The sequence below is a fragment of the Butyricicoccus sp. Marseille-Q5471 genome, from assembly GCF_951230135.1.
Lineage (GTDB): Bacteria > Bacillota > Clostridia > Oscillospirales > Butyricicoccaceae > Agathobaculum.
This window is the reverse complement of record NZ_CATNVC010000005.1, coordinates 77,346-93,819: the sequence shown is the minus strand read 5'-3', so window position 1 is coordinate 93,819 and position 16,474 is coordinate 77,346. Positions and strand designations below refer to the sequence as shown.

17 protein-coding genes are annotated in these 16,474 nt (G+C 55.8%); 8 read left to right on the top strand and 9 right to left on the bottom strand.

The features are described from left to right. The first annotated feature begins 17 nt into the window (after positions 1-17). The 4 genes from QOX26_RS07850 to QOX26_RS07835 all read left to right on the top strand — a co-directional run bounded on the left by QOX26_RS07850 (position 18) and on the right by QOX26_RS07835 (position 2,206). Entirely contained in the window at positions 18-239 is a 222-nt protein-coding gene (locus tag QOX26_RS07850) for a PF20097 family protein (RefSeq protein ID WP_283674422.1), read from the top strand. A 111-nt stretch (positions 240-350) separates the two neighbouring features. After that, positions 351-677, top strand: a complete 327-nt coding sequence (locus QOX26_RS07845; protein WP_283674421.1) for a PadR family transcriptional regulator — start codon at positions 351-353, stop codon at positions 675-677. Positions 678-679: 2 nt separating this feature from the next. Then, complete coding sequence (locus QOX26_RS07840) at positions 680-1,399, top strand: permease prefix domain 1-containing protein (RefSeq protein WP_283674420.1); 720 nt, start codon at positions 680-682, stop codon at positions 1,397-1,399. A gap of 63 nt (positions 1,400-1,462) precedes the next feature. Further along, on the top strand, positions 1,463-2,206 hold the full coding sequence (locus QOX26_RS07835) for a DUF554 domain-containing protein (protein WP_283674419.1): 744 nt from the start codon (positions 1,463-1,465) through the stop codon (positions 2,204-2,206). A gap of 55 nt (positions 2,207-2,261) precedes the next feature. Here QOX26_RS07835 and nspC read toward each other — a convergent pair whose 3' ends face one another. From nspC to speD, 5 genes are read right to left on the bottom strand one after another with little or no spacing between them, the layout of a single operon-like run. Next, on the bottom strand, positions 2,262-3,392 hold the full coding sequence (gene nspC, locus QOX26_RS07830; protein WP_283674418.1) for a carboxynorspermidine decarboxylase: 1,131 nt from the start codon (positions 3,390-3,392) through the stop codon (positions 2,262-2,264). Between the two features lies 1 nt (position 3,393). Next, positions 3,394-4,653 carry a saccharopine dehydrogenase family protein gene (locus QOX26_RS07825; protein ID WP_283674417.1) on the bottom strand — a complete coding sequence of 420 codons (1,260 nt, stop codon included), beginning with the start codon at positions 4,651-4,653 and terminating at the stop codon, positions 3,394-3,396. Positions 4,654-4,655: 2 nt separating this feature from the next. Continuing rightward, complete coding sequence (gene speE, locus QOX26_RS07820; RefSeq protein ID WP_283674416.1) at positions 4,656-5,516, bottom strand: polyamine aminopropyltransferase; 861 nt, start codon at positions 5,514-5,516, stop codon at positions 4,656-4,658. After that, positions 5,507-6,967 carry an aminotransferase class I/II-fold pyridoxal phosphate-dependent enzyme gene (locus QOX26_RS07815; protein WP_283674415.1) on the bottom strand — a complete coding sequence of 487 codons (1,461 nt, stop codon included), beginning with the start codon at positions 6,965-6,967 and terminating at the stop codon, positions 5,507-5,509. Before QOX26_RS07815 ends, speE begins: the two co-directional genes overlap by 10 nt. A 52-nt stretch (positions 6,968-7,019) precedes the next feature. Next, complete coding sequence (speD, locus tag QOX26_RS07810; protein ID WP_283674414.1) at positions 7,020-7,796, bottom strand: adenosylmethionine decarboxylase; 777 nt, start codon at positions 7,794-7,796, stop codon at positions 7,020-7,022. Positions 7,797-8,347: 551 nt separating this feature from the next. Here speD and QOX26_RS07805 point away from each other — a divergent pair. Together QOX26_RS07805 and aroF are read left to right on the top strand one after the other, a co-directional pair. Beyond that, positions 8,348-9,043, top strand: coding sequence for a peptidoglycan recognition protein family protein (locus tag QOX26_RS07805; protein WP_283674413.1), 696 nt, complete (start codon positions 8,348-8,350; stop codon positions 9,041-9,043). 122 nt (positions 9,044-9,165) lie between these two features. Then, a complete protein-coding gene (gene aroF, locus QOX26_RS07800) occupies positions 9,166-10,182 on the top strand; it encodes a 3-deoxy-7-phosphoheptulonate synthase (RefSeq protein ID WP_283674412.1) in 1,017 nt (338 codons plus the stop codon). 22 nt (positions 10,183-10,204) lie between these two features. Here aroF and QOX26_RS07795 read toward each other — a convergent pair whose 3' ends face one another. Continuing rightward, positions 10,205-10,462, bottom strand: a complete 258-nt coding sequence (locus QOX26_RS07795; RefSeq protein ID WP_283674411.1) for a helix-turn-helix domain-containing protein — start codon at positions 10,460-10,462, stop codon at positions 10,205-10,207. Between the two features lie 101 nt (positions 10,463-10,563). On the opposite strand from QOX26_RS07795, the gene QOX26_RS07790 reads away from it, so the two are divergent. Then, a complete protein-coding gene (locus QOX26_RS07790) occupies positions 10,564-10,782 on the top strand; it encodes a hypothetical protein (RefSeq protein ID WP_283674410.1) in 219 nt (72 codons plus the stop codon). 34 nt (positions 10,783-10,816) lie between these two features. Here the strand turns inward: QOX26_RS07790 and QOX26_RS07785 are convergent, their stop codons facing one another. From QOX26_RS07785 to QOX26_RS07775, 3 genes are read right to left on the bottom strand one after another with little or no spacing between them, the layout of a single operon-like run. Continuing rightward, positions 10,817-11,338 (bottom strand): ECF transporter S component, encoded by a 522-nt coding sequence (locus tag QOX26_RS07785; RefSeq protein ID WP_283674409.1) that lies wholly within the window; start codon positions 11,336-11,338, stop codon positions 10,817-10,819. After that, positions 11,335-11,820: an AAA family ATPase gene (locus tag QOX26_RS07780; protein ID WP_283674408.1), complete on the bottom strand. Its 486-nt coding sequence runs from the start codon at positions 11,818-11,820 to the stop codon at positions 11,335-11,337. Before QOX26_RS07780 ends, QOX26_RS07785 begins: the two co-directional genes overlap by 4 nt. Then, positions 11,817-12,935 carry a DUF362 domain-containing protein gene (locus QOX26_RS07775; RefSeq protein WP_283674407.1) on the bottom strand — a complete coding sequence of 373 codons (1,119 nt, stop codon included), beginning with the start codon at positions 12,933-12,935 and terminating at the stop codon, positions 11,817-11,819. The genes QOX26_RS07780 and QOX26_RS07775 overlap by 4 nt, the downstream gene beginning before the upstream one ends. Positions 12,936-13,285: 350 nt before the next feature. Between QOX26_RS07775 and QOX26_RS07770 the strand changes: the two genes are divergently transcribed. Further along, positions 13,286-16,447: an S-layer homology domain-containing protein gene (locus QOX26_RS07770; protein WP_283674406.1), complete on the top strand. Its 3,162-nt coding sequence runs from the start codon at positions 13,286-13,288 to the stop codon at positions 16,445-16,447. Positions 16,448-16,474 lie beyond the last annotated feature (27 nt).

Sequence of the window (16,474 nt, the reverse complement as noted above, 5' to 3'; positions counted from 1 at the left end):
CTGAGGAGGTACCTGTTATGCAAAAATGTCCCTATTGTGACAAGGAAATGCTCGATGGGAAACTGCTTGGCGACCACAAGACGCTCAAATGGCTGCCAAAGGACAAGGAAATGCTGTTCGGCCTGTGGGCCTGCGGCGGCCTGAAAATCGGGGACTGCGGGATCGGGCAGCGCGCGGAAGCGCGTGCCTGGTACTGCTCCTACTGTAAAAAAATCATCATTGATGTAGATGCTTGCTGAATCTTTACCGCGGCTCTTTTCGGGGCCGCGGTTTTTTTATCCAAACTACTTGACCTGTCGTAGTAATTCTGTTATGATTACTACGACAGATGAAGTAAAGGAGGGCGAGCCATGTTGGGAAGCGACGTGATGCGCGGCTATAACGATATGCTGATTCTGAGCCTGCTCGCCGAGCGGGACTCCTACGGCTACGAAATCTCCAAGGAGATTGAAAAGCGTGCCGCAGGAGCGTACTGCATTAAGGAAACCACGCTATACTCGGCGTTTGGCCGGCTCGAAAAGCAGGGATTGGTCGCCGCATACCAAGGCAGTGAGACGCAGGGGCGTCCGCGCACGTATTACACCATTACCGATGCGGGACGACAGTTTTTCGGCGAAAAGTGCGCTGAATGGCAGGTTTTAAAGCGAGTAGTTGACGCATTTGCAAAGGAGGAATAGAGATGGAAACGGTTCGAAATTATGTAGAGGCGCTGTTTTCCGCGCTGCCGCAGACGGAGGACATCGTGCAGATGAAGCGAGATATGCTGTTTAATCTGGAGGAAAAGTTCAATGCCCTGCTGCAAGAGGGCAAAAACGAGCACGAAGCCGCGGGCATTGTTGTTGCGTCCATCGGCTCGGCGGAGGAGCTGCGCAGTGAACTGGGTTTGGACGATGTGGTAGCCGAAGCGCCGGTGCATATGTCCCGCGAGCAGATTGACCCCGCGATTTTAGAGGAATACCGTCAGTACAACGACAAAAAGCATCTGACCGTCGCGCTTGCGGTGGCGCTGTTCATTGCATCGCCCATCCTGTATCAGCTCTGCGCCGAGTCCTTTTTGCGCAGCGAGCTGCTCGGGCAGGTGCTGATGTTCGGCGCGGTTGCGGCCGGCGTTGTGCTGTGCATTCTGTCGGGACGGCGGGACAGCTATTATAAGGAAGTATTCGGTCTGGGTGGGGAGAACGAGAGCGCGCCTTCGTCTGTGGCAGGCGAATCGAACGGCGGCATTCGGTATCGCTGGACAGGACTGTTCGCGGGTGTGTCGTTCCCGATTGCCGCGATGATTTATCTCTGCCTTGGATTTTTTGCCGACCTGTGGCATCCGGGCTGGATTATTTTCCCCATCTGCGGCGTGCTGACCGGTGTCATCGGTACAATCGAATATTTCCGCCAAACCCAGTGATTGGTTTTTCCCCTCTTTTGTGCTATACTAATGTGGCACTGCACAAAAGAGGGGAATTTTTATATGATCGGACTTGGAACCATCGTAAACGTCGGCACGGTATTCGCAGGGACGACCGTCGGCCTGCTGCTCAAAAACGGCCTGCCGCCGCGATTTGAACGCACTATTTTGCAGGCTTTGGGCCTGTGCACCTTTTTCATCGGCATCGGCGGCGCGGTCAGCGGGCTGGTGACGGTAGAAAACGGCGCACTGTCCACGCAGCACACTATGCTGCTCGTGCTCAGTCTGATGATAGGTGCGCTGATTGGTGAGGCGATTGACATTGAAGCCCGTCTCGACCGCATGGGTGAGGCCTGCAAGCGCAAATTCGGCGCGGGCGGGGACAGCCGCTTTGTTGAGGGCTTTGTCACTGCGTCGCTGCTGTTCTGCGTTGGCGCGATGGCGATTGTCGGCTCATTGGAGGACGGTCTGAACGGAAATCCGTCTATTCTGGTTGCGAAGGCTATTTTGGACGGAATTGCGGCGATTGTGTTCGCAGCGTCGCTCGGCAAGGGCGTGTATCTGTCCATCGCGCCGCTGCTTGTGTATCAGGGCGGCATCACGCTGCTCGCGCGGTTCATCCGTCCGTGGTTGTCGGATGCGCTGATCGGACAGGTTTCCTGCATCGGCTCGGTGCTCATCTTCGCCATCGGCTTTAACCTGATGTTCGATAAGAAGGTTAAGGTCGGCAATCTGCTGCCGGCCATGTTCGTGCCGATTCTGTTTTTCCTGCTGGGCAGGATTTTTCCCGCCGTCGCGGCGCTGTAAAAGGATAAAAGAAAGGGAGCGCAATGGTTCATCCATTGCGCTCCCTTTGGCTTATTTAAGACAGGCGGTTTTTGAAATCTTCATACCCGAAGGCACGCACAACCTCGTCCGTGCCGCTCACGCGGCGGATGGCGATATTGGGCAGCGGCATGCCGTTGAAGGTATTGGTTTTGACCATGGTGTACAGCGCCATGTCACCAAAAACGACCTGATCGCCGACCAGCAGGCGGTTGTCAAACGAGTATTCGCCGATGATGTCACCCGCAAGGCAGGTGCGTCCGGTCAGCAGATAGGTAAAGGCTTTTTCATTCGGCTGACCCGAGCGGAACACGGGCGGACGGTAGGGCACCTCAAGCACATCTGGCATATGGCACGCGGCCGAGGTGTCAAGAATGGCGATGTGGGCATGGTTGTGCACAATCTCCAGCACGGTTCCCACCAAATAACCCGCGCCAAGCACGACGGCCTCGCCCGGTTCCAGATAAACCTCAACATTGTACTTGCGGCGCAGATAGATAATCAGGCTGACCAGCTTTTCCACATCGTAATCGTCGCGCGTGATATGGTGGCCGCCGCCGAGGTTGAGCCACTTCATGCCTTCCATGTATGCACCGAATTTGCTTTCAAACGCGGCAACCGTGCGCACGAGCGCATCCGAGTTCTGCTCGCACAGGGTGTGGAAGTGGAAGCCGTCGATGCCGTTTAGCATTTCAGGCTGAAAGTTTTCAAGCGTCACGCCAAGGCGCGAGGTTGGGCCGCAGGGATCATACATCGCGTGGTCGGGGTCCTGCGTCGAGCACTCGGGGTTGATGCGCAGGCCGCAGCTTTTGCCGGCGATGCGGGCGTAGTTACCGTAAGCCTTCCACTGGGAGAAGGAGTTAAATACAATATGGTCAGCGTACTGCAGCAGCTCGCCGAACTCCTGCTCGGTATAGGCGGGGGAGAACACGTGCGTCTCCTTGCCGAAATGCTCCTTGCCGAGCCGTGCCTCAAACAGGCCGCTGGCCGTGGTGCCGTCGAGATATTCGGCAATCAGCGGATAGACCGAAAACATCGAGAAGGCCTTCTGCGCGAGCAGAATCTTCGCACCCGAGCGCTGTGCCACGTCGCGCAGCACGGCAAGGTTTTGAATCAGCTTGTTTTCATCCAGTAAAAAACAGGGGGTGGGCAGTTCGGTAAACTTCATGTCAGTCCACCAGCGTGGGATTTTCGTCGATCTGCCACGGCAGACCCCACTTGTTCAGTGCGTCCATATACGGATCGGGATCGAACTCTTCCACCGTGTACACGCCGGGTTTATTCCACTTGCCGGTCAGCAGCATGGCACCGCCGATCATCGCGGGCACGCCCGTGGTGTAGGAGATGGCCTGCGAGCCGACCTCGCGGAAGCACTCCTCATGGTCGCAGACGTTATAAATATAGGCGGTCTTTTCCTTGCCGTCCTTTTTTCCGGTGAAGATGCAGCCGATGTTGGTTTTGCCGCGGGTGCGCGGGCCGAGGCTCGCGGGATCGGGCAGCAGCGCCTTGAGGAACTGGATGGGCACAATCTGCTTACCCTCGTAATCAATCGGCGTGGTAGACAGCAGACCGATGTTCTCAAAGCACTTCATGTGGGTCAGATAGCTCTGGCCGAAGGTCATGAAGAAGCGGATGCGGCGAACGCCCGGAATGGTTTTGGCGAGAGACTCGATTTCCTCATGGTGCAGCAGGTACATATCCTTTTGGCCGACCTGATCAAAATTGTACTCACGCTTGATGGACATCGCGGGAATTTCGACCCATTTGCCGTTCTCCCAGTAAGAGCCGGGGGCGGAAACCTCGCGCAGGTTGATTTCGGGGTTAAAGTTAGTGGCAAACGGATAGCCGTGGTCGCCGCCGTTGCAGTCGAGAATGTCGATGGTATCAATTTCGTCGAACAGGTGCTTCTGGGCATAGGCACAGTAAGCCTGCGTGACGCCCGGGTCAAAGCCTGAGCCCAAAAGCGCGGTCAGACCCGCTTTTTCAAACTTTTCCTTATACGCCCACTGCCACGAATAGTCAAAGTAAGCGGTGAAGCCCTCTTCCTTGCAGCGCTTCTCATAGATGGCGCGCCACTCGGGATCCTCGGTGTCCTCCGGCTCGTAGTTTGCGGTGTCCATATAGTTGACGCCGCACTTCAGGCACGCGTCCATAATGGTCAAATCCTGATAGGGCAGGGCGATGTTCATAACAACATCCGGCTTGTATTCCTCAATCAGTGCGCACAGTTCGTCCACATTGTCCGCATCCACCTTGGCGGTGCGGATTTTGGTGGTCGTCGTGCCGGAAAGCTGATCGGCAATTGCGTCGCACTTGGATTTGGTGCGCGAGGCAATCATAATTTCCTCAAATACGCTGCTGTTTTGGCAGCATTTATGGATGACAACGCCCGCGACGCCGCCGCAGCCGATGATGAGTGCTCTTCCCATAATTAATTCTCCTCCACTTTCTCCAAAAGTTTCTGAACATAGTTGGGCAGATAGAACGCGCCCTTGTGCAGATTGGTATTATAGTATTTTGTCTCGATGCCGAGTGAATTCCACCAGTCGGCCTTTAGATCATGCACGGGATGAATGCCGCGCGAAGAGAAGCCGAACAGCCAGTGACCCGACGGATAGGTCGGAATATGCGCCTGAAACAGGCGCGAAAGCTCAAACGAGTGCACAATGTTCTTGTGTGCCCGCTGGCAGGCGCGCGCGTCGTCCTTGTAAAACGGACTTTCGTGCTGGTTGACGAGAACGCCGTCCTCAGTCAGCGCCTTGTAGCAGTTGCCGTAAAACTCCATCGTGAACAGTCCTTCGCCCGGGCCGAAGGGGTCGGTCGAGTCGATGATGATGAGGTCGTACTCTCCGCTCACGCGGCGGATGTATTTCAGTCCGTCCTGGAACAAAAGATGCACGCGCGGGTCGGACAGCGAGCAGGCGACTGTGGGCAGATACTCCCGGCAGACGCTGACCACGCGCTCGTCAATTTCAACGAGGTCGATGTGCTCGATGTGGTCATAGCGGCACAGCTCACGCACGCAGCCGCCGTCGCCGCCGCCGATGACGAGCACTTTTTTGATGTTCTCGCCCCGCACAGCCAGCGGCACGTGCACCATCATTTCGTGGTAGATGAATTCGTCGCGCTCGGTCAGCATCATGTAGCCGTCGAGCGTCAGAAAGCGGCCGAATTCTTCGCATTCAAATACATCAATGCGCTGAAACTCGCTCTGCTCGGTATAAAGCTGACGGTCGACCGCGATTTGCAGACCGACGGTCGGCGTGTGCATTTCGGTAAAACTCAGATGCATGGACTGATCACTCCTTTGATAACCTGCAGGGTGTCCACCGACGGATCTTCGGTGCCGGTCAGCAGACAGTTCTTTTCCTTGGCGTAGCGGATGTAATCGAGAATATCCTGTGTGATGCGCTCGCCGGGCGCGAGAATCGGGATGCCGGGCGGATAGCACATGACAAACTCGGCACAGATGCGGCCAATGGTGTTTTCAAGCGGGAGCGACTGCTTTTCCGCGTAAAACGCCTCCTGCGGGCCGGCGACGACCTGCGGATTGATGTATTCCTGCCGCATCAGCTCGGCCTTGTCGCGTTTATAGCGGCGGCGGATGTCAGACAGTGCCGCGACCAAACGCTCCAAATCGCGCTCACGGTCGCCGACGGAAACATAGGCGAGCAGGTTGCCCAAATCGCCGAATTCGGTCTGAATGTCGTAAAAATCACGCAGAATATCGTACACCTCGATGCCGGCAAGGCCGAGGTCGAGCGTGTTGACGGCAAGCTTGGTCGCATCGAAGTCAAAAACGGTGTCGCCGTTAATCAGCTCTCGCCCGTAGGCGTAGTAGTCGCCAAGCTGATTGATTTCCTCGCGGGCGTATTCGGTCAGGTCGGTCACCTTGCGGAAAATCTCTTTGCCGTGCAGGGCGAGGTTTTTGCGCGAAATATCAAGGCTGACCATCAGAAGGTACGAGCCGCTCGTCGTCTGCGTCAGATTGATGAACTGCCGCACATGGTCGGGGTTCATCGACTGACCGCACAGCAGAAAGCTTGACTGCGTCAGCGAGCCGCCCGATTTGTGCATCGAAACCGAAGCCAAATCGGCGCCTGCGGCCATGGCGGAGCAGGGCATATTATCACCAAAATAGAAATGCGTGCCGTGCGCTTCGTCGGCGAGCACTTTCATGCCCGCGTCATGCGCGAGCTTTACGATGCTGCGGATGTCCGAGCAGATGCCGTAATAGGTTGGGTTGTTGACGAGCACCGCCTTGGCGTTCGGGTGCTTCTCAATCGCGGCCTTGACATCCGAAACCGACATGCCGAGTGAAATGCCCAGCCGGTCGTTCATCTGGGGGTTTACGTAAACCGGAATTGCACCGGTCAGCACCAGTGCATTGATGACCGAGCGGTGCACGTTTCGCGGCAGGATGATTTCATCGCCGCGGCTGACGACCGACAGCACCATCGACTGCACCGACGAGGTCGTGCCGCCGACCATCAGGAAGGCGTGGCGTGCGCCGAAGGCATCGGCGGCCAGCTCCTCGGCCTCGCGGATGACGGTGGTCGGGTGACAGAGGTTGTCCAGCGGCTTCATCGAGTTTACGTCAACCGTAAGGCAGGCTTCGCCGAGAAAACGGGTCAGCTCGGGGTTGCCGCGGCCGCGTTTGTGTCCGGGGACATCAAACGGCACGATGCGCATAGACTTAAATTGTTCGAGCGCCGTCAAAATCGGCACGCGGGATTGATCCATGAGGCAGGTTTCCTTTCGAAAGGAATGAGCCGGACAACAGTCCTTTTCTTCCTTAGTATATGTTTTTTCCGCTGAAAATCTCAATCATTTCGCTGCGCAGGTCGGAGTTGATTTTCAGGCGGGTCTTGGGCGGCAGCTCGTAAATGTCCGTGTTGAACAGGTAGTTCTGCAGGTCCACTTCCTTTAAAAGCATTTTGGTGTGGAACAGGTTGGCCTGATAGACATTGACGTCGATCGCATCGTACCGCTCAAGCGTGGAGGGGTCGATGAAGTCCTGAATCGAAGTCATATGGTGATCCATAAACAGCTTTTTGCCCTCGATGTCGCGGGTAAAGCCGCGCACGCGGTAGTCCATCGTGATGATATCCGAATCGAACGAGCCAATCAGATAGTCAAGCGTGGACAGCGGCGTGATTTCGCCGCAGGTTGCCACGTCGATGTCGACGCGGAAGGTCGCAAGACAGGTGTCCGGATGGTACTCCGGATAGGTGTGCACGGTCACGTGGCTCTTGTCGAGGTGCGCGACGATGGTGTCCGCTTCGAGCACCTGAACATCCGCGGGCAGCATGTGCTCCTCGGCAATCAGGAAGGTGACGGATGCGCCCTGCGGCTCATAATCCTGCTTGGACACATGCAGCACGTGCGCACCGATCATTTCGGTGACGCGGAACATGATGTTGGTCAGTCGTTCGGAGTTGTACTGCTCGTCGATATAGGCGATATAATCGCGCTGTTCGCGTTCGGTTTTTGCATAGCACACGTCATAAATATTGAAGGAAAGTGCTTTAGTCAGGTTGTTGAACCCGTAGAGCTTGAGCTTGTTCGGCATTGCCAGGCCCCTTTCAAAATAAAAAAATCCCCAAGTACAGATGGCGCGCGCGGCGAACATCTAACTTGAGGTCCAAGCAATCCTACTCAGCCGTTTTCCGAGGGTATCCGCGGGTAAAACGGCCATTTCAATGGTAGAGGAAGAGTCTATATAGCAAGAATTTACTTTTACTACTCTTATTGATTGTTTCACAAGTGTGATGTGCGCTGCGGCACACGGCTTTTAGGCAGCCAACTTATAAAATTTGCGCACTGGCGCAATCAATAAGGCAACAAAGTTGCCAATTTCGGCATTTGACCCGGCTGTCCGGATGGCCTTAGCTCCCCGCTCAAAACAGGGGCGGTCAAAGAATTCTGCTGGCAAAGGCTTTGCCTCTCCATGTACGGTTTATTATACCCTAGGAAACGGCGCAATGCAAGGGGATTTTACAGCTTTTTCACACAGAAAACGCGCTTTTTTACAAGGTCATAAAAAGTTTACACGCGGGGCTTTGAAAAAAACGTCGAATGGGTGTAAAATAGAACAGAAACTGACGGTGGGGAGAGTATATTTTGAGAATCTTTGGATTTTACAGCAAAGGCGGCCGGCGAAGGAAAAAGAAGAACTACCGACCGCTTCTGCTGCTTTTCATTATTGCGCTGGCTTTTGGCGGGGGTGTACTGGTGCACAAGCTGGTGGCGCCCAATCTGCAGGGCGATGCGAATATCAGCTATATCGGTGATTTGCCCGTGCACGAGGATTTCATCGCTGAAGGGACGAAGGCGCGTCCGGGGGAAAAACGCGAAATCAAATACTTAGTCATCCACGAAACGGATAACTTTGCCGCCGGTGCGGATGCGGCGGCGCACAATTCCTTCATTCATCAAAACGCGGATACCGAACCGCTTTCCTGGCATTATACGGTGGATGACCATCAGGTTTATCACCACCTGCCCGATAATGAAACCGCCTATCATGCGGGCGACCAGATGGTCAAAAACGGCGGCAACCGCAACGGCATCGGTATTGAGATGTGCGTCAACGCGGACGGCGACTATGAGCAGACACTCAAAAACACTCAGAAGCTGTGCGCACGGCTGCTGATTGAATACGATCTCAAGCCGCGCGCCCTGCGCAAGCATGAGGATTTTTCGGGCAAGATTTGTCCCGCGCGATTGATTAACGACGATCGGTGGGACGAGTTCTGCGCGGGCGTTGAAGCGCAGTATGAGCAGATGAAAGCCGAGGATGCGGCCAAAAACGCATAACAACGTGTGCAGCGGCAGGTTTTTACGGGGTGATTTTGTGAGAAATCACCCCTTTTCTTTTGGGATAATTGGTGTTATACTCAAACATGAATGAATTTCAGCTGATAAAGGAGTAAAACGGAATGATCGTAGTTCTCAAGCAGAATCCGGAAAAACAGCGCGTTGATCGCTTGATCCGCCACTTTGAAGATATGGGCCTTGCCATCAACTATTCGGAAGGCGCAAACACCACCATCATCGGCCTGATGGGCGATACTTCGCGCATTGATGAGCACGACGTGCTGGCTTACGAGATTGTCGAGCGGGTGCAGCGTGTTTCCGAGCCGTTTAAGGCCGTTAACCGCAAGTTCCATCCGGATGATACCGTGATTGAAGTTGCTGGCCGCAAAATCGGTGCGGGTCACTTCAACGTCATGGCAGGCCCCTGCTCGGTCGAGAGTGAGGAGCAGATTATCGAGGTTGCCGAGTCGGTCAAGCGTGCGGGCGCATCCTTCCTGCGCGGCGGTGCATTTAAGCCCCGTACCTCGCCGTACTCGTTCCAGGGTCTGGAGGCCGAGGGTCTTAAGCTGCTGCTCGAGGCAAAGCGCCAGACCGGTCTGCCCATCATCACTGAGATTATGAGCGAGAAGCACCTCGACCTGTTCGCCGATGTGGACATCATCCAGCTCGGCGCACGCAATATGCAGAACTTTATGCTGCTCAAGGAGCTAGGACGCTCCAACAAGCCGATTCTGCTCAAGCGCGGCCTGTCTGCTACCATGGAAGAGTTCCTGATGGCGGCAGAGTACATTTTTGCGGGCGGCAACCAGAATGTCATTTTCTGCGAGCGCGGCATCCGCACGTTTGAGTCTATGATTCGCAACAATCTGGACATTTCGGCGATTCCGCTGATTAAAATGTTCAGCCATCTGCCGATTATCGTCGACCCCAGCCATGCTGCCGGCCGCCGCGATATGGTGCAGCCGCTGTCTCGCGCTGCGATTGCCGCGGGTGCGGATGGCCTGATTATCGAGGCACACAACAATCCGCGCTGCGCCCTGTGCGACGGCGCGCAGTCGCTCGACCTGCCGCAGTTTGACGCGGTGATGGCCGACATCAAGCGCCGCGCCGAGTTCGAAGGCCGCGTGATGGAAGGCTGAAAATGCATAAAAGAGACTCTGCTCAGTTGAGCGGAGTCTCTTTTTCTATACAGAGTCCATCAAAGAACTCCTCATATTGACAGTTGAAAATGTGCTTTAAGGCGATTAAATCACTGACACGGATGTTGAGTTCACCGGTTTCGTAGCGGGAATAAACAGCGCGCGAAACATCACAGCCCAATAATTGCAGCTTTGCGCTGACTTGATCTTGTGTCAGCCCGCATTGCTTACGAAGGGTGCGCAGATTATTTCCCAGATTTAAGTCCTGCCGTATTTTCATAAATCCCACCTGCTTTGCTCAAAATAGGTTGCAACTTCGATAAGTATATGGTATGGTGAGAAAAAGAATGCTCAATATACTGAGCAATTGGAGGGATTGTTATGAAACAGGTGGATTTTGAAACGGCTTTTGAGGAATTCTTAGACCGCAGAGAGTATGATAAGGCAGAAAATGCACTGTTTTCCATGATTCGTATTGCCTTTAAAGCTGGGTGGATGGCGGCAAGCGGCAGCCCGCCGATGCCTCAGCCGGTGATACAGTTGGTGCACCGAGAAGTTAGTGATTTAGATGCCGAGCAGGCAATGAAGGCGTTTGAATAAGAAAACACCCGCCAAACGGCGGGTGTTTTACAATTCATACCGATTCCGGAAGCGCTTTGTGCAGCAGCAGTACAACCGCGGGGGCAAGCGCAAGCTGCAGCACAATACCGGGCAGGCCGGTGACAATACTCGTCAGCACCGACGCGGGTGCGGCGCACTGCATGCCGAACACTGTGCCGCCAACGAACAGCGCTGCCGCGTACACCACGCGCCCCGCCACCTGTGCGCCAATCAGCGACGGATAAAGCGGAAACTTGCGCGCAAGCACGCCCGAAACCGCGCCGTAGGCGGTCAGCTCGCACAGCATGAAGGGCAAAATCGCCATCGGCGGCATGCCGGTTGCAAGCGCGGAGAGCAACGGGGTCAGAAAACCGACCGCCGCACCAAGCGCGGGGCCGAGCAGCAGGCCGCTTACCAGCACCGGCAGGTGCATCGGCGAAAAGACCGAGCCGACTGCCTTGCCGCCGACCATGTGAAAGATCTGCGGCAGAATCAGTCCGACCGCCACCAGAAAAGCTGCGGTGCACAGACGGCGGGTAGAAAACTTATTTGTCATATAAAATCCTCTGTGTTGTCAAAATGTTCAATGTGCTCATCGGGGGCAGGTGCTTCAAATTTGGCATCCATGCGACCGAGCAGTGCGCCCTCAATCAGGTAGACGCGTCCCTCGGCACTTCGCAGCGCATCGTTGCGGCGGGCAAGGCGGGACAGGCGCTTGTCCTCTGCTGTTTCAACCAGAAGTACGCGGCAGGGCAAACTGCGCTCGGCAAAATACGCCCGCGCCGCGTCGCGCTCCGCACGCAGCCAAAAGCCGTAATCAATCACGGCATCCAAGCCCTTTTCGGCAAGCTGTGCCGCGACCGAGAACAGATAGTGCAGGCATTTCATCGCCGTTCGGTCGTGCGCCGCACCCAGACAGCCGTCAAACAGGGTCAGCATCATCTCGTCGCACGAAAGGACGACCGCTCCCTCGGCCTGCATGCGAGAGGCAAGCGCGGTCTTGCCCGCGGCGACTTTACCGCATAAAACCGTAATCAAATCGTGACCAGTTCGTACTGGCGTGTGCCAAGGCCGAGCTTTTCGCCGTGGTCAAGCGCAACCTGCCAGTCGGTGTCGGGGTGGGACAGGTGGAAGTGATCGTGAGCATGCTCATGAGCATGCTCGGCGTGGTCGCTGATGCACGAGCCGGGGTTAATCGGCATGCGGTTGACCGCATCGGCGCAGGCCTGATCGAGGGCAATCGGGTCGAACGACGCAAACATGCCGACGTTGGGTACAATCGGCACATCGTTTTCGGCGTGGCAGTCGCAGTTGGGCGACACGTCGAGCACAAGCGAAATATGGAAGCACGGACGGCCGTCGACGACCGCCTTGGTGTATTCGGCGATTTTGCAGTTGAGGATGTCGTTGGATTCGTCGCTCGCAGGGATCACCGTGTCCTGCGGGCACACGCCGATGCAGCGGCCGCAGCCAACGCACTTATCATGGTCGATGCTGGCCTTGCGGTCGGTGATGGTGATTGCGCTGTGCGCGCAGATGCGCTGACACATGCCGCAGCCGACGCAGTGCGCCTGCTCGATGTGCGGCTTGCCCGAGGAATGCTGCTCCATCTTGCCCGCGCGCGAGCCGCAGCCCATGCCGATGTTTTTCAGACAGCCGCCGAAGCCTGTGTTCTCGTGTCCCTTGAAATGCGTCAGCGAGATGAAAACATCTGCATCCATAATAGCCTGTCCGATTTTGGCTTCCTTAACGTACTCGCCGCTGGCAACAGGGACATAGGCCTCGTCCGTGCCCTTCAGGCCGTCCGCGATGATGACGTGGCAACCGGTTGAGAAGGGGGAAAAACCGTTCAAATAGGCGGAATCGATGTGGTCCAGCGCGTTTTTGCGCCCGCCGACGTAAAGCGTGTTACAGTCGGTCAGGAACGGCTTGCCGCCGCGCTCGCGGACAAAATCCGCCACGGTTTTGGCCCAGTTCGGGCGCAGAAACGCCAGATTGCCCGGCTCGCCGAAGTGAATTTTGATAGCGGTGAATTTTTTATCGAAGTCGATCTCGCCCATGCCGGCCGATTTCAGCAGGCGGGTCAGTTTTTGCTGCAGATTCTCGTGATAAGTCGCGCGAAAATCACAAAAGTATACTTTAGAGTGCTCCATCCTTATACATCCTTTCTTATCCATGCACCCAGTATAGCACGCGGATGAACATCGGGCAAGCACCGGTGTCGGGCGAATGAATTTACAAAGATTGGGTCTGTGAATTGTGCACAAAAACCATTGACGAGTTGGTAGCGGAGGTGTATCATTTATCTTACAATCGTAAACGTTTACGATTGAATAATAAGTGCAAATATTCGAGAAATAAAACAAAAATATAAGTAAAATTGTTGATTTTAAGAAAGGGGATGATTACAATAATGCTGTAAATACAAGCGTTTACAGAACAGAATTCTTCCGGGGGAACCTGACCGCGCGCAGCGGTCGAACATAAAAGAGGAGGCAAGTCAATGAAAAAGGCAAACACCAGAAAACGGGCACTCAGTCTGCTGCTGACGGCGGCGATGCTGCTGTCCATGTGCACCACGCTGTCCTTTGCGAAGGATGAGACCCGCGGCGTGCCGCCGACCTACAACGCAGCGACCGGCAAGTACGAGATTGCGACGGCTGACCAACTCCTGTATCTGTCGGGGACGTGGAAGGACGGCGCACCGCGCGATGGCGACTATGTGCTGACCGCGGACATCGACATGAAGGGCATCGAGGGGTTTAAACCCATCGCGTCCAAGAAGGAAGAGGGTTACCTCGGCACGTTTGACGGACAGTTTCACGCCATTCGCAACCTGAAAATTGACTATCCCAAGAAGTATGTCGGTCTGTTCGGCTATGTCGGCAACGAGGATGAGCAGGCTTATGTCAAGGACGTCGCGATGCTGGGCTGTGAAATCATCGGTCAGCAGAACGTCGGCGGCATTGCGGGCGTCAACTACGGCACCGTGACCGGCTGTGTTGTGACCGGTCTGGTTCGTGTGGACGATCTGTCCAACTCGCACACCGCGGGCGGCATCGCGGGCAAGGTCAAGGAGGGCGAAGGCCCAATCATCGGCCATGTGGAAAACTGCTATGTCAACGCAGCACTGGAAGCGCCCTATGATGTCGGCGGCATCGCAGGCATTCAGGACGGCGGCGGCTATGTCGGCAACTCGTTCGCGGCCGGTACGGTGGAAGCCTACGGCTCAAACGGTGCGGCAGGCGGCATTGCAGGCTCGTTCAACGCGGGGGACCGCATTGTAAACTGTGTTTCGGCGCAGACGAGCATTTCGGGCACCAAGGACACCGATAAAATCGTCGGCCAGCTGGCAGACGAGGCCGCAACCAACATTTCCGGCAATATCGCATGGGAAGGCACCAAGCTTGCGGGCAATGAGCCGGTGTTCCAGCCTATCAAGTGGGACGATGTTTCGGCCGCAAAGCTTCAGACCAAGGCCACCTATGAAGCGCTCGGCTGGGATTTTTCCAAGGTCTGGACGTGGAGTGACAGCCTCAAGCAGCCTATTCTGCGCGGCTTTGACCAGAGCATCTTTGCAAAGATTGACTACACCGTCAGCGGCTCGCGCGTCATTTCCCGTGCGGTCAACACGGCAAAGCTGAACGCCAAGACCGAAATCAGCGCCCGCGTCGTCGGCACAGACAAGGTCGAAAGCGCGACGCTGTACTACGGCTACGATCAGGCAAAGGTTGATACCGCAGTCAAAATGACGGCTTCGGGCGATACCTACAAGGCCGCTATCCCGACCGATAAGGCCGAATATGTGTATTATTACATCGAAATCAAGACGGCGGCGGAAACACTCTGCAAGCCGTATGACAAATCCGCGCCGATTGCGCTTTACGTGGACGACGGACGCATCCTTGGGGCGCCGAGCCAAATCACCATGACACCCGACACCAAGCAGGGCGGTCTGCGTTTCAGCTGGGTCACCGTGCCCGAGGTTAAGGAATCTGTCGTGCAGTATCGGGTGAAGGGCGCGTCCGCTTGGCAGATCGCCAAGGGCACGAGCTATGTCGACGCGGTCACCGCAGGCTGGAAGGAGCTTGCGACCCATCAGGTCGTGCTGGAAAACCTGACTCCGGACGCAACCTACGTATATAAGGTGGGCGATGGCAAGACCTTTATGAGTGAGGAGTATAGCTTCAAGGCACCCAAGTCGGCCGATGCGGACGAATTCTCGTTCATTTTTGTTGCCGATCCGCAGTCGGTCTCGACGGACGACTATATGTCCTTCAAAAAGTCGATGGATTATGCCACGACGCTTGTAAAGCCGGAGTTCATTATGTCGGGCGGCGATACCACGCAGGACGGCTACAAGGCGACCGAGTGGGATGCCTGCTTTGACGTCATGGGCGATTACTTTGCGAGCATTCCGACCATCACCGTACCCGGCAACCATGAAATGAAGGGCGACTGGGGCTTTGTGTCCTTTGCGCAGCGCTTCAATATGCCGGGCGGCGCAACCGGAACCGAGTTTGACAACACCATCGGCTGCATTGAATACGGCGACGCATGTATCGTTGTCATCAATACTGAGGTGACGCCTCCCGATGAAAAGGCAGAAATCCTCAAGAAGCAGCTGGAGTGGGCCAAGAAATGCTACGAAAGCTCGGGCAAGAAGTGGCGCATCATGCTGACCCATGCCGGCCCGTACACCTCCAACCATCCGGCGAGCGATGTGCTCGATTATTTCGTTAACGACAGCGAGTATTCGATTGATGCGCTCAAGGTCGATCTGTTCCTCAACGGCCATGACCATATCTACGTCCGTTCGACCGCGCGCAACGATATCAAGGCGAACACCGGCGACGGCACAACCTATGTCACCGGCGGCACGGTCGGCAACAAATACTATGAATACATGCCCGACCGCAGCGATTATGCCAACGATTTCTATGCGGATGACGAGGATCAGCAGATTTTCTCGGTCATCACAGTATCGGGCGACAAGATTTCCGCCAAGGCGTATCAATGCCAGGATAACGACACAGACGCGAAGGCAGAGGCGGAAAAGTGGAACGACTGGAAGGTCGTGGACAGCTATGAAATCCGCAACAACCAGCAGACCGGCAAGCAGGTCTCGGATTACACCGATGTAAAGGCTACCGACTGGTATTATGACGCGGCCAAGTACGTGACGGACAGCCGCCTGATTTCGGGTGAGCAGCCCTACGTGTTCGGCGGCGATGAGACGCTGACACGCGCCGAGGTTGCGTCTGCGCTGTATAACCTTGCAGGGCAGCCCAAGGTTGAGCTGGCGTCGTTTACCGATGTGCCCGTCACCCATACCGCACGCAAGGCAGTTGCATGGGTTGCCAAGGCGGGCATCATGCAGGGTGTTGGCAACAACAAGTTCAATCCCGATTCTCCTGTCTCCCGCGAAGAGCTTGCGACCCTGCTGACCCGCAAGGCGAAGCTGGACGGCAAGGATGTTTCAGCGGACGGCACGGCAATCGGTGCGTTCACCGACAGCGCTTCTGTTGCAAGCTGGGCGGCGGACGGCGTGTCCTACTGCGTCAAGGCCGGTCTGGTCAAGGGCAATCCCGACAAGACCTTCGCCCCGCAGGGCACAGCGACCCGTGCCGAGATTTCGACTATTTTCCAGCGTCTCGCAGCATAACATCAAACAGCGCCCCGCGTCCGGATG

Bases quoted from the DNA above. Each gene is read 5' to 3' on its own strand.
- QOX26_RS07850 (WP_283674422.1), top strand. From the start codon at position 18: ATGCAAAAATGTCCCTATTGTGACAAGGAAATGCTCGATGGGAAACTG.
- QOX26_RS07845 (WP_283674421.1), top strand. From the start codon at position 351: ATGTTGGGAAGCGACGTGATGCGCGGCTATAACGATATGCTGATTCTG.
- QOX26_RS07840 (WP_283674420.1), top strand. From the start codon at position 680: ATGGAAACGGTTCGAAATTATGTAGAGGCGCTGTTTTCCGCGCTGCCG.
- QOX26_RS07835 (WP_283674419.1), top strand. From the start codon at position 1,463: ATGATCGGACTTGGAACCATCGTAAACGTCGGCACGGTATTCGCAGGG.
- nspC (WP_283674418.1), bottom strand. From the start codon at position 3,392: ATGAAGTTTACCGAACTGCCCACCCCCTGTTTTTTACTGGATGAAAAC.
- QOX26_RS07825 (WP_283674417.1), bottom strand. From the start codon at position 4,653: ATGGGAAGAGCACTCATCATCGGCTGCGGCGGCGTCGCGGGCGTTGTC.
- speE (WP_283674416.1), bottom strand. From the start codon at position 5,516: ATGCATCTGAGTTTTACCGAAATGCACACGCCGACCGTCGGTCTGCAA.
- QOX26_RS07815 (WP_283674415.1), bottom strand. From the start codon at position 6,967: ATGGATCAATCCCGCGTGCCGATTTTGACGGCGCTCGAACAATTTAAG.
- speD (WP_283674414.1), bottom strand. From the start codon at position 7,796: ATGCCGAACAAGCTCAAGCTCTACGGGTTCAACAACCTGACTAAAGCA.
- aroF (WP_283674412.1), top strand. From the start codon at position 9,166: ATGATCGTAGTTCTCAAGCAGAATCCGGAAAAACAGCGCGTTGATCGC.
- QOX26_RS07795 (WP_283674411.1), bottom strand. From the start codon at position 10,462: ATGAAAATACGGCAGGACTTAAATCTGGGAAATAATCTGCGCACCCTT.
- QOX26_RS07790 (WP_283674410.1), top strand. From the start codon at position 10,564: ATGAAACAGGTGGATTTTGAAACGGCTTTTGAGGAATTCTTAGACCGC.
- QOX26_RS07785 (WP_283674409.1), bottom strand. From the start codon at position 11,338: ATGACAAATAAGTTTTCTACCCGCCGTCTGTGCACCGCAGCTTTTCTG.
- QOX26_RS07775 (WP_283674407.1), bottom strand. From the start codon at position 12,935: ATGGAGCACTCTAAAGTATACTTTTGTGATTTTCGCGCGACTTATCAC.
- QOX26_RS07770 (WP_283674406.1), top strand. From the start codon at position 13,286: ATGAAAAAGGCAAACACCAGAAAACGGGCACTCAGTCTGCTGCTGACG.